The sequence below is a fragment of the Providencia sp. PROV003 genome, from assembly GCF_045040775.1.
Classification (GTDB): Bacteria; Pseudomonadota; Gammaproteobacteria; order Enterobacterales; family Enterobacteriaceae; genus Providencia; species Providencia huashanensis.
Window position 1 is genome coordinate 4,318,839 of the sequence record NZ_CP096369.1, and the last position, 13,562, is coordinate 4,332,400.

Annotated in this window: 8 protein-coding genes; 5 read left to right on the top strand and 3 right to left on the bottom strand. The window is 40.8% G+C overall.

Going from position 1 to position 13,562, the window contains the following annotated elements:
* Positions 1–7: 7 nt before the first annotated feature.
* The 3 genes from M1F14_RS19810 to hpaR form a co-directional block, all read right to left on the bottom strand.
* Complete coding sequence (locus M1F14_RS19810) at positions 8–5,302, bottom strand: DUF637 domain-containing protein (protein WP_225832842.1); 5,295 nt, start codon at positions 5,300–5,302, stop codon at positions 8–10.
* 24 nt (positions 5,303–5,326) lie between these two features.
* The gene (locus M1F14_RS19815; protein ID WP_071548819.1) at positions 5,327–7,000 is read right to left on the bottom strand and encodes a ShlB/FhaC/HecB family hemolysin secretion/activation protein; all 1,674 of its coding nucleotides are present in this window, start codon (positions 6,998–7,000) and stop codon (positions 5,327–5,329) included.
* Between the two features lie 1,284 nt (positions 7,001–8,284).
* Positions 8,285–8,740, bottom strand: coding sequence for a homoprotocatechuate degradation operon regulator HpaR (gene hpaR / locus M1F14_RS19820; RefSeq protein ID WP_042846846.1), 456 nt, complete (start codon positions 8,738–8,740; stop codon positions 8,285–8,287).
* A gap of 428 nt (positions 8,741–9,168) precedes the next feature.
* Here hpaR and M1F14_RS19825 point away from each other — a divergent pair, with 428 nt between their 5' ends.
* The 5 genes from M1F14_RS19825 to M1F14_RS19845 all read left to right on the top strand — a co-directional run bounded on the left by M1F14_RS19825 (position 9,169) and on the right by M1F14_RS19845 (position 13,541).
* The gene (locus M1F14_RS19825; RefSeq protein WP_042846847.1) at positions 9,169–9,798 is read left to right on the top strand and encodes a fumarylacetoacetate hydrolase family protein; all 630 of its coding nucleotides are present in this window, start codon (positions 9,169–9,171) and stop codon (positions 9,796–9,798) included.
* Complete coding sequence (locus tag M1F14_RS19830) at positions 9,798–10,577, top strand: fumarylacetoacetate hydrolase family protein (protein WP_042846848.1); 780 nt, start codon at positions 9,798–9,800, stop codon at positions 10,575–10,577. Before M1F14_RS19825 ends, M1F14_RS19830 begins: the two co-directional genes overlap by 1 nt.
* The gene (hpaE, locus tag M1F14_RS19835) at positions 10,577–12,043 is read left to right on the top strand and encodes a 5-carboxymethyl-2-hydroxymuconate semialdehyde dehydrogenase (RefSeq protein WP_042846849.1); all 1,467 of its coding nucleotides are present in this window, start codon (positions 10,577–10,579) and stop codon (positions 12,041–12,043) included. Before M1F14_RS19830 ends, hpaE begins: the two co-directional genes overlap by 1 nt.
* A 223-nt stretch (positions 12,044–12,266) precedes the next feature.
* Positions 12,267–13,148, top strand: coding sequence for a 3,4-dihydroxyphenylacetate 2,3-dioxygenase (gene hpaD / locus M1F14_RS19840; protein ID WP_042846850.1), 882 nt, complete (start codon positions 12,267–12,269; stop codon positions 13,146–13,148).
* A 9-nt stretch (positions 13,149–13,157) separates the two neighbouring features.
* Positions 13,158–13,541 carry a 5-carboxymethyl-2-hydroxymuconate Delta-isomerase gene (locus tag M1F14_RS19845; RefSeq protein WP_042846851.1) on the top strand — a complete coding sequence of 128 codons (384 nt, stop codon included), beginning with the start codon at positions 13,158–13,160 and terminating at the stop codon, positions 13,539–13,541.
* Positions 13,542–13,562 lie beyond the last annotated feature (21 nt).

Below are 13,562 nucleotides of genomic sequence, written 5' to 3' on the forward strand. Positions count from 1 at the left end.
ATCCTTATTATTCTAAAAATACTTTGATGCAATTTTTACAAGTAGATACAAGCGCTTCTGGCGGAACTTCTGATATATCAAATCCATGAGCATCTCTAGGTCTATATGCTTGTGAAATCCTTATATCTGTTGGTTTAACTCCTTGTCGTATTAGCTGGTCAGCAGCTAATACCTCTCCACATCCCCCAACAATATTATTACAATAAATAGTTTTAGTCCCAACATCAGCTCCCCCCAACTTTTTCTTGAGAAGAATTATTGTATCTTTATGAAGCATATCGGCCTCAATTTTATTACCTACGCTACCTTTGACAATGATAGTGCCACTTTTTATATCATATGCAGCAACCATGGTTGCTGTATCTCTAGCTTTGTTTTTAGATGAAAATTTATTAATTTCCTCAATAACTTTTTTATTAGCCTCAACACGTAATTTCTCAGCGTCTAGAAGAGACTTTAGTTTACTCGCATCTTGTTTTCCAGCTATTAGCATATGCTTTGAGCTGTTCATGGCGGTATTTGCGAGTGCTTTTGCCGTATCCTCTGAGCTTGCTAATAATTTATAACCCGCTCCTAAAGCTGCCCCGCTAGAAATAGCGGATTCTGGAGCAATAACTTCAGCTGAACTAATGGCTAGTTTATTGATGCAGAGCACTAGCCCTGCTTTGCATCCCTGCACCCCTAATTTCGCTGCAGCTAATATTTCAGGAGATGCTGCTAAAACAATTTCACCGCCAATAACTGCGACATATCCACCTGCTGCAACAAAACCAACAAATATTGCCGCTTCTTGGCGCGCAGCAACTCTTTGTGCGGCAGCTTTATCTCCTTTAGCTGCTGCCATCATATCCAGATTGTTCTCTATAATTATTTGCTGTAGTTGATGCTCTGTATAATTGTACGTATAAACCAGCTCAGCAGAATTAGCGGCAGAAAAAGCCCCTTCTGGCTTATGGGTAATTAATGCCCCTGCAAATCCACCTAATACTTTAGTGAATTGAGTTTTGGCATCATTCCCCTTAATAGCATCTTGTAGTAATGCGAGTTGTCTTTCTTGCTCATTGATATATTTTGGCTCAAACAATTTACTGTTTAATGTTATTGCAGCCAACTCTGCTGCTAGTGCACCAACAACTGCACCTTTCGCATCTCCACCAGCAATTTCAGCACTTACACCCGAAACAACAGAGTGACTTAATAGTTTTCCTGTATGGCCTAGAATCTCCCCATTGTCGCCAATAAGTCGAGCACCCTCAGCATTAATCTGATTTCCAATATTACTGAGTAAGGCAGTCTTAAAGTTATCAGTAAAACTGCCACCTTGTATTGTGGTATTCACTGTTGAGCTAATTACCGATTGAGCTGCAACACGCTGGGCAACTTTACCCCAATCTCCATTGCTTAATAGCGGTAATTTAGCATCTGCTGGATTACCTTTAGTCCACCCCATTTTTATATCTAGGCCATTGAGCGCTCCTGAAATCACCATCTGGGTGATGATTGATTTGACGACATCGCTTTTGCCCAATGAATTCAGAGTTTTGGATAGATTCCCTTGGTTTTCAGCCAATGCGACTGCGGCTTGTGTGGAAAGTGCTGTCATGCCTGAGTAGGCTGCGCCGGAAATGACTGTTGCAGTAGTTCCGCTAGATCCAGACGCTGCCCAAGCTGCAAACTGTGATGCCGTACCTGACGTCATCGCCGCAACGGTTATCATGATTAACGCTGACGCCACTGGATTTAAGCTTTGGCTTTTATAATCCCAACTGTCATACGCATCTTGAACCAATCCCCATTGCACATCCTTGCGGTCTTTTAGACCCGCTAACCATTTGGTGCCTTCTGTTTGACCTAGAGCATTCAGGGCATTTTGTAAGCTTTGATTATTTTTGGTTTTAACATCCGCAGTAATCCCTTTATTCGCATCAACAGTCAGTTTTCCACCAATATGCAATGCAGGTAAAACCCATTTATCTGAGGTATACCCTTTGTTGCGTTGAGTGATATAAAACCCTTTAGAATTTGTAATTACCTGTTCAAATTGCGAATTTTTGACAGCTTTAAAATTGACCTTGCCTGTTTGGCTGGTGATTTTGGCATTCTTGCCCGCATTAATTTTAGTGGCTTCTAACGTCACATCATCTTTGGCGTACAAATTAATATCGCCGCCTGCGGTAAATTCAGTGACTTTATTGGTTTTATCACTACGTGTTTTTCTAACTTCCTTTTTAGTAATACAAAGCGTCCATCGATTACATTTCTTTTTATACTCTTCGAAGTAACTAGTTTCCTCCATCGCTTGCGCATAGAGATATCCGCCTTTTGCTGCAATATCCATTGCCCCTTTGGCGACGAGGCGAGACGCTTGGAAAAGAATGCTCCCCTCAGACAAAATGGTCAGGGTTTTACCGCTGTTAATTTCAGTGCCTATCTGGCGATATAACTCTTCAAATCGTTTACCTGATTGTTTTCGATAATTCGTTTTGACAGACTCTAAGCGTACATTTCCCCCACTTGAGAGTGTGATGTCACCTAGGGATTTAATTGTGCTACCTTGTGCGGTCAATGCACCATTGGAGGCCAGTGTGACGCCTTTATCACCGGAGAGTGTCGAGGTCACATAACGTACATCTTGATTGTCTTCGTTGGGGTTGGGAATGGCGGAATAAGCGGTAGCCGTTAATTTAATATCACGGCCTGAAATTGCAGTAATTTTATCTTTTGATTGGAGATTGGCGGATTGCAAGTTAATATCACGTGCCGCATTTAACGTAATATTACCATTCGCAATAAGTTGAGAGCGCAGCTCTGGGTAGCGATTGGTTTTAAATATATTATCAACATCTTTAATAGATTTTGAGCCTAATAAAATATCTTGTCCTGCATTGAATGACAGTGATTTTCCACTGTTGAAGGCAATGCCACGCGCTTCAATATTTTTACCTGCGGTGAGGTTTATTTCCCCCGAACTAGCCCAGTTTCCTATTTTTGTGAGTAACGCATTGATATTGGCAGCAGGCTCTGAAGCTGCGAGTTTCATTAAATTGGATTCATCGCGACGAATAATAATATTGTCATTGGCACTGATAGAGAGTTTATTCGTTTTGGCTAACTGCACATTATCAAATGTAACGTTTTTACCGGCTTGTATATTTAATGAGTTCGATGCGTTAAGGACCGGGGGCGATAACACATTCCCCTTAAAAGCAGAGATAGGATTCAAGTTATACTGAATACTGCCATTTCTCGCAATTAAGGTACCGTCTTTAGCGGTTAAGTTGACTTGTTTAAGATTAAGGTCATTATTCGCAATTAGGCTTTGTGATTGTTTTGCAGCGAGCTGTGCATTATGAATATTGATGTTTTGACCTGCGATAATAGACAGATCATTTTCAGACTGTAAGTTAGAGGAAATATTTATATTATTAGAATTTAAGATAATATTTTTGGCAGTAATAGCAAAAGAAGGATTCCCTATTTGTACTATTTTTGCAACGGGCTTATCAGTATTAGGAAGTTTACTTTCAAGATTAATAGTATTTTTAAAATCAAGGACAACATTATTTCCAGCTGATATCGTTTTATAGTTTAAAGTTTCAGGCGCCCAAGAATAAAATTTATCGATTAATTTAAAATCTACTGGCTCACTAACATAAAAAATATCATAAGTTCCATTATCCTCACTTTCATCTGCAAATTTTCCTAAATCTGCATTAGATGTATCGTATTTATACCAAAGATCTAATTTTCCTGAATCAAAAGAGGATATTGATGCATTTTGCCCAGTCAATATCACATTGTTTTTTGAAGCAATTTTTCCAAAATCACTAACTAAATTATTTGCGTTAATATAGGTATTCTTTCCTGATGTTATAGTCCCAATGTTTCCTAGACCCAAATACTGTTTTCGCTCAACATTAATACTGTCACTGTTGATTAAATCAATTTTCCCGAACCATTTTTTATAGGAGAAGTTCTCTAATCGAGGATAAAGTGAAATAATCGATACAACACCTTGCCTTTTTCCAAAGTAAGATGAGACAAAATCTTCACTATAGTTAGTTGTTGCATTGATATTAGAAGTTTTTATGGGAGATGCATTCGCCGTATTTGTCAGTTTTTTGGTCCGAACCACCAAATCCCCCGCATTGGTCTTTATTGTCCCTGACTTATTCTCAATCAGGGTACTCAAATCCCCTTTGGCATTTTTTTGCATCCACAGATTATCTTGTGCCTGAATCAGTGCGTTATTACCCGTATTACTGACTTTGTCAGCAAAGACACGTATATCCTTACCTGCGATAACTTTCCCATTATTGGTGAGGGTGTTGGTGGCTAATGTGATGTCCTTGATGGCATTCACTTTAGCGTTGGTGTTAATTTGCAGATTTTTGGTGCTGACATTAATGTCTTTTTTACCTTGGATATTGCCTGCAAGGGTAATTTTGCCATCGACAGTTAACGTTAGGTCATTTTGATTAGTTTGCACATTGCTGAGGTTAACCCCCACCCCTGCCTCCGTGCTGACCAATTTAACTTGGTTAACATACATCCCCCCTAGCGCCTTAGTATCGATTGAGACACTCGGTTTTGCCCCTTCACCGGCAATCGGTGTCACGGTGCCTTTTTGAAAATCAATACGGTTAGTACCTTGCATCAAGGTCAGGTTTTTGGCTTTAATTTGCCCATTCAGTTCTGTGGCACGGCTAATAATATCGGCATAGGTTTGCGCTTGCGCATTCATGCCATTTGCCCCGATAACCACACTACCTTTTTTCACCTCAACCGCAGACAATGCGCCCTTGTTATCAAGAATGGGTTTCCCCGTGGTCAAAGTGATCGCAGGGGTATTCACAAAACTACAACCATTACAGGTAATCCCATTCGGGTTGGCAATGACGACATTCGCCCCTTTACCAACCACTTCCAACTTACCTTGTAATTCAGAGCGGCTACTGCCAGTGACTTCGTTGATAATCAGATTGGCGGCGTTTCCCTTTAAATTCGCATTGGCTTTAACCTGCCCTGCGATTTGGGAATTCACATTAGTGGTGGCGTTATTGAGTACCGCGCCTTGTTTATCGACACTAAATTGTTGGAATTTATTATGCGATACCCCCGCCCCATTCGGCGTAGCAATATTAATAATCGGGACATTCTTTTGTTGACTGACTTGGGTGTTTTTATCTGCCGCAGTCATAGCGGCTCCCCAAGCGGGATGCAAAGGGTAGACAGCGGTTAAGAAAATAATGGTGTAACTTAATAACCGCTTAGGCCGTGAAGGCAGTTGTTCATTTAGCATAAATAATCCTTTAAAAACGTAAAGCTACAGAGAGAATGAAACCGACCAGTAGGTCGACCAATGGTCTGGTTTAAGTTGTGAGGGATAATGCAAAGGTTTACTAAGTAGAAACTGAGAATAAAACAGGCTATTACCGGTAAAAGAGAGGCCAACGGCTCCCCCCGCTAAGGTGTTATGTTCAACGTGGTATTTATCTGAGGCGATAAAACCATAATCTAAGGCGCTGATTACACGAAAGTGCCCAATGCTAGTCGTCGAGATATCTTTATGAATTTCATTGCGCCAATACCCGCCTCGGTTACCACTTAAAGACTGCTCATGGTAGCCACGAACAGAGTACTGACCCCCAATACTTATGCGTTCAATGCCGTATAAGTTATCAGGTGAATATTGACCGTAAAATGAGGTTAAATAAGTCATACCATTGGAAAAATAATACTGGTAGCTGCTGCTTAGAGTGAATTTTCGGTAATGGCTGCGCGGCGAGTCTTTCGCAAGAGTATCAGGTGAGGCACCAAAGGCGGATACCCCCCATTCAGCGACAGGGTTAAACGTGAAATAACCTTGCCCGAGCATGGTGCTGTACTGCGGAGTAAATGAGAGTGAGGTTAAGGTTGGGCTACTGATACTCAGGGTTTGGGAAGCTAACTGAGTATTGGCGTTTTTATGTTTTAAACTGCCTTGCAGGGTTAGGCGCTGTTTGCCATCGCGATAAACTAAGCGGTTTATATCAAATTGTTGATTAGTATTTTTTCCTTCATAACGGTATTGCTGACCCGATGTATAAAATGGCTGTAACGTATTATTACGATAAAATTGATAACGATAAGACCAGTAGCCATAAGGAACATTCAGATTAGCAACGATATAACGATTATAGTGGAATGCACTTCCATCCAGATCTGTATTGGCCGAGGCTGACCACTGTTCACCAAACCCTAAAGGGGAATCTACCGTTAAACTCCCCGTAATCAACTGTTTTCCCGTTGCCTTCATACCTGAGTTATCGAGGCTCAGTTGGCTAGTGATAGGCCATTTATTCCCTTGCTGATGAATAATAATCCGAGAGTAGCCATTTTGGGTTCCTGGCTGAATATCGATGGTGTATTTGATAGATGGTAATCGGTTGAGTTGCTCCAGTCCCTGTTCAATATCCCGTAGATTTAATATTTTGCCTTGTTGATGAGGAAATATTTGCTGAACTAAGCGCTCAGGGGAATTTTCAATCTCAATAGTTTCAATATGCCCTTCAATAACTTGTAATAGCAATTGATGTGAGGATAAATCTTGCTCTGGAATGATGGCTTGAGAAGTAATAAAACCCTGTTCTATATAGTAATTAGTCACATGCTTGGCAAGCTTATATATTTCACCTAGCGTGAGGCAACGTTTTAAGTAAGGTGAGGTTAATTGGGTTTGTATTGTGCTGCTAAGGCGTGTTGAGCCGACAAATTGGATCCCATTGATAGGGAAACATATTTTATTTTTATTAGGGGGAAGCGATGCATCCTCAATAGGGATTGTACTTTGTTTTTCTAATAGACTACGTTGGGTTAACTCCGATTCCAATCGTTGTTTCTGTTCAAATTGAATGCTTTCCTGTGCAGAGGATAGCAATTGATTTTCTGTGTAGCCATAAGGCGAAATGATGAATAACGATAAGTATAATAAACGCCGCATAATTTGATGATTTGTCATGTTATCTAAATTTTCGTTATAAATAGTAAAGTTACCGTAATGTAACTCATTCTTATTAACTGTTTTTAGATAAAAAATATCCACCATGAATAAAATTTAATATTTTTATTTTTAATGCGTTTTTTTGTATTTTTTTATTTTATTGCTTCGATTAATTCTTCATTAACGGTAAAAATTATTGTTATATGCTGACAATCAATCGATTGATTTTATTGATAGTGATTTTACTGATGAGTTTGGCACTAGTAAGTAGAGCCATCGAGGTAATTTCACAATTGCAAAAAAGAACATGACAGTGAGGAATTGACTACCTATCTAATAAGTATCAGTGAAGTTCGACTTCAGTGAATCTACAGGGAAAGTGAATCATTTAAGTATCTAAATAATTCAAATTGCAGGAAGGGGACAATTGAGGATAGTTTGGGGGGAATATATCAGTATGTGACCCAAATAGCCGAAAGAAGCCAACACAGCTAGAGCTCAAAATATAACGAATACAAATTAATTTTCTAAATAGTTCGAACTCTAGCAAGGCGGCAATTGAGGATAGTTTGGGGAGCATACATTAGTATGTGACCCAAATAGCCGAAAGAAGCCAACACAGCTAGAGCTCGAAATATAACGAGTACAAATTAATTTTCTAAATAGTTCGAACTCTAGCAAGGCGGCAATTGAGGATAGTTTGGGGAGCATACATTAGTATGTGACCCAATTAGCCGAAAGAAGCCAACACAGCTAGAGCTCGAAATATAACGAGTACAAATTAATTTTCTAAATAGTTCGAACTCTAGCAAGGCGGCGATTGAGGATAGTTTGGGGAGCATACATTAGTATGTGACCCAAATAGCCGAAAGAAGCCAACACAGCTAGAGCTCGAAATATAACGAGTACAAATTAATTTTCTAAATAGTTCGAACTCTAGCAAGGCGGCGATTGAGGATAGTTTGGGGAGCATACATTAGTATGTGACCCAAATAGCCGAAAGAAGCCAACACAGCTAAAGCTCGAAATATAACGAATACAAGTTAATTTTCTAAATAGTTCGAACTCTAGCAAGGCGGCAATTGAGAATAGTTTAGGGAGAATATATCAGTATGTGACCCAAATAGCCGAAAGAAGCCAACACAGCTAGAGCTCAAAATATAACGAATACAAATTAATTTTCTAAATAGTTCGAACTCTAGCAAGGCGGCGATTGAGGATAGTTTGGGGAGCATACATTAGTATGTGACCCAAATAGCCGAAAGAAGCCAACACAGCTAGAGCTCGAAATATGACGAAAATTTAGGCGCTCTTTCTCTTATCAGCAGAAATATTACTATAATCTGGGCTCTCTAATGCAATTAGCTCATCTAATAGCTCGGTTAAACGTTGCATTTTTTCCTGAGAAAAGGCCTGCTCTATTTTTTGATAACCCTCTTCCACTTCTTGACGCGCTTTGTCATATAACTCTTGCCCTGCGGGCGTCAAAGAGACATACAATTTACGTTGGTCATTCAACGGTTTTAAGCGGAAAATTAAGCCCTCACGTTCCATACGGGTTAAGATCCCCGTTAAACTTGGACGAAGAATACAGGTTTGGACTGATAATTCATGAAAATCAATTGAACGTTTATCAGCTAAAACCCGAATGATACGCCATTGCTGTTCAGTCAAATTATACGACTTCAATATTGGCCGGAAGAACCCCATTGCGGTTTCCCTTGCCTGCAACAATGCAATTGTCAATGATTCATGCATAAGCTTAAAACTCACCACTCAATTAAAGTTATTTAATCCAATTTAGGTGCTTCACGGTGACTACCATTTTGCTGTATTGGACGTTATTTTGTTCAATCGCACACTGTCTATACTGACTTTTACACGACCAATTTACTTATTACCAAGAGTAACACGGTCAAATAACAATCTCAAAGAAAAACCCTAAAATATTAATGAGTAAATAATTTAAAAAACAACATACAAGTTAAATATTTGTAAACCATAAAAAATAGCAAAAATAATAAACCATACAATAACAATGGGTTGCATCATTGCCATCTGATTATGTTAATACGATCACAATTAAAATTAACATTTCCATAAACCTATTGCTAATTTTAAAATTATACTTTATTAATATATTAATAATTACTCGAAAGTTAAATTCTTTTCATAAGGAGTTGTCAATGAAAGGCACTGTTTTTGCCGTTGCCCTCAACCACCAAAGCCAGCTTAATCACTGGCTAGAGGCATTCCAGCAAGCCCCTTATAAAACCCCACCTAAAACACCAGTGTGGTTTATTAAGCCGCGTAATACGCGTATTAACTCAGGTGAGCCAATCATCCATCCTATTGGAGAAGAAGTTCAAAGTGGTGCAACGCTAGCGCTAGTCATTGGTAAAGAAGCACGTAAAGTGAGTAAAACCGATGCACATCAGTTTATTGCAGGGTTTGCACTAGCAAACGAAGTGAGCTTGCCAGAAGACACCTTCTATCGTCCTGCCATTAAAGCTAAGTGTCGCGACACCTTTTGCCCAATAGGTGAAATGGCGACAACTTCGCTAAATGCTCCTGTCGATATCATCACTCAAGTAAATGGTAAGGAAGTGGATCGTTGGTCAACAAAAGATCTGATCCGCGATGCTAGCGAGTTAGTGGCAGCACTAAGCGACTTTGCCACCCTAAAACAAGGGGACGTGATCCTAATAGGCACGCCACAACAACGTGTCACTATCAAACCGGGTGACGAAGTGGTCATCCTAGCAGAAGGCTTCCCTAGCCTGAAAAACACCGTTGTGGCAGCAGGAGGAAAATAATGTCTACTATCACTAAACGCGCAAAAGTTCTGTTTAAAGGCACTGAATATTCCGTCACTGTTGGCGACAACGAAGAAATAACCTTACCAAACGGGGATGTTATTGCTGGTGATTCTTCCGATATCGTGTGGTTACCTCCTGCACAAGGGACTTTATTTGCCCTAGGCTTGAATTATGCGGATCACGCAACAGAATTAGAGTTTAAGCCACCTGAAGAGCCGCTAATTTTTATTAAAGCTGAAAATAGCTTAACGGGCCACCGCCAAGTCTCAGTCCGTCCAGATAATGTTGAATATATGCATTATGAGTCTGAATTAGTGGTCGTAATTGGTAAAGCTGCCCATAAAGTATCGAAAGAAGACGCGATGGATTATGTCGCAGGTTACACCGTGTGTAATGACTATGCGATCCGCGACTATCTTGAAAACTATTATCGTCCAAATTTACGTGTTAAAAGCCGCGATACCTTAACACCAATTGGTCCTTGGATTGTCGATAAAAGCGCAGTTAAAGACCCTCATAACCTAGCTTTATATACCTATGTTAATGGTGAACTTCGCCAAAAAGGGACAACTGCTGACCTAATTTTCGATATTCCATTTTTAATTGCTTACCTCAGTGACTTTATGACACTGCAACCGGGGGACATGATTGCCACAGGGACACCAAAAGGGCTGTCTGATGTGGTACCGGGCGACGAAGTCATTGTTGAAGTTGAAGGTGTTGGCAGACTAGTCAATACCATTATCAGCGAAAAAGAATATGAGGAACGAGTGTAATGACTAAGATTAACCATTGGATCAACGGAAAAAACGTTGCTAGCAAAGACTATTTTCAAACCACCAACCCAGCAACTGGCGAAGTATTGGCTGAAGTCGCGGCTGGTGGGCAAGATGAAATCAACCAAGCCGTTGCTGCTGCAAAAGATGCCTTTCCTAAATGGGCCAATACCCCGATGAAAGAGCGCGCTCGCTTAATGCGTCGCCTTGGTGAACTCATTGATGAAAACGTCCCTCAAATAGCGGAAATGGAAACCCAAGATACTGGTTTACCTATTCATCAAACTAAAAATGTGTTGATCCCTCGTGCCTCACATAACTTTGAATTCTTTGCCGAAATTTGCCAGCAAATGAATGGTCGTACCTACCCAGTTGACGACAAAATGATGAACTATACCTTAGTTCAACCTGTTGGTGTTTGCGCACTGATTTCCCCATGGAACGTCCCATTTATGACGGCAACATGGAAAACAGCCCCTTGTTTAGCGCTGGGTAATACCGCTGTGTTGAAAATGTCTGAATTATCACCATTGTCCGCTAACCGCCTTGGGGAGCTGGCACTTGAAGCAGGTATCCCTGCGGGTGTTCTTAACGTGGTTCAAGGTTACGGTAGTACTGCCGGTGACGCGTTAGTTAAACACCATGATGTACGCGCGGTTTCCTTCACAGGGGGTACCGCCACTGGCCGCACCATCATGCAAAATGCAGGCTTGAAAAAATACTCAATGGAATTAGGCGGAAAATCCCCGGTTCTGATTTTTGAAGATGCAGACATTGAACGCGCATTAGATGCCGCACTGTTCACTATTTTCTCAATAAATGGTGAACGTTGTACCGCAGGTTCTCGGATCTTCATTCAAGAAAGCATTTACCCTGAGTTTGTAAAACGCTTTGCTGAACGTGCAAACCGCCTCATCGTCGGCGACCCGAACGATCCAAAAACACAAGTCGGTGCATTAATCAGCGAACAACATTGGAACAAAGTATCTGGTTACATTCGCTTAGGTATGGAAGAAGGTGCGACCCTATTAGCTGGTGGCCCAGATAAACCAACTGACTTACCTGCACACCTAAGAAACGGTAACTTCTTACGCCCAACTGTTCTGGCCGATGTTGATAACAGCATGCGTGTCGCACAGGAAGAAATTTTTGGTCCAGTTGCTTGCTTAATTCCGTTTAAGTCAGAAGAAGACGGTTTACGCATGGCAAATGATATCGAATACGGTTTAGCTTCCTATATTTGGACACAAGATGTGAGCAAAATCTTACGTTTATCTCGTAATATCGAAGCCGGTATGGTGTTTGTTAATACCCAAAACGTACGTGACCTACGTCAGCCATTTGGTGGTGTTAAAGCATCCGGTGTTGGCCGTGAAGGTGGCGAGTATAGCTTCGAAGTCTTCGCGGAAATGAAGAACGTCTGTATCTCCTACGGAGACCATAACATCCCTCGCTGGGGTGTGTAATAAAAAGCAAAATTATTCAGTAGCAAGCTACACCATTCTTTATTCTAAGTAATTTTGAATCAATGATAATTAATTTGGCTACTTATCCTAAATAATTCGTATTGTAGCTAGGCGGCAAGTGAAGTTATCCCTAGGAGCATACTGAAGTATGTGACTAGGGTAACTTTATGAAGCCAACAACGCTACGGCGCGAAGTATGACGGATAAGCGAAGGAGGAAGGAAATGGGTAAGTTGGCACTCGCCGCAAAAATAACACACGTCCCATCCATGTACCTATCAGAACTACCGGGTAAAAATCATGGATGCCGCCAAGCCGCTATCGATGGTCATAAAGAAATTAGCCGTCGTTGTCGCGAATTAGGCGTTGATACCATCATTGTTTTTGACACGCACTGGCTGGTCAATAGTGCTTACCACATCAACTGCGCCGATCATTTTAAAGGTATATATACCAGTAATGAACTCCCTCATTTTATTCGTGATATGGAATATGAATATGATGGAAACTCAGTCCTAGGCCAAATGATCGGCGAAGAAGCGCGCAAATTAGGTGTTCGAGCTCAAGCTCATGAAATTCCAAGCTTAACTCTCGAATATGCGACTTTAGTTCCTATGCGCTATATGAATAGCGACCGCCACTTTAAAGTGATTTCTATCTCCGCATTCTGTACTTCTCACAGCTTTGAAGACAGCCGGAAATTAGGCGAAGCCGTACTGACCGCGATCGAAAAATACGATGGCACCGTGGCTGTATTGGCTAGTGGTTCTTTATCACACCGTTTTATTGATGACCAAAAAGCCGAAGATGGTATGAATAGTTACACCCGCGAATTTGATGAGCAAATGGACAAACGTGTTGTGAAACTATGGCGTGAAGGTCGTTTCCAAGAGTTTTGCAAAATGCTGCCTGAATATGCTGATTATTGCTATGGTGAAGGGCATATGCACGATACGGTAATGCTATTAGGCATGCTGGGTTGGGATAAATACGCGGAAAAAGTGGAAGTGTTAACGGATTTATTCGCCAGCTCGGGGACAGGGCAAATTAACGCCGTATTCCCTCTTCCAAGTTATATTACTGAAAAACAAACCGCTACTGTATAAGGAATTGTTATGCCTCATTTTTATGCAGAATGCACAGAAAACATTCGTGATGAAGCCGAGCTCCCAGCGTTATTCGCTAAAGTGAATGATGCCCTTGCTGAGACGGGTATTTTCCCACTAGCTGGAATTCGTAGTCGCGCTATTTGGCTAGATACTTGGCAAATGGCCGATGGTAAGCACGACTATGCGTTTGTCCATATGACGTTAAAAATTGGTGCTGGTCGTTCCCTTGAAGATAAGCAAAAAACAGGGGAAATGATTTTCGACCTCATCAAAAACCATTTTGCTGATTTAATGGCAAAACGCTACTTAGCACTATCTTTCACCATGGAAGAGCTAGACCCTGTATTAAATTACAAACAAAACAATGTGCACGCCCTATTTAAAGGGTGAGGGTTTAGGCAGTAACTAATC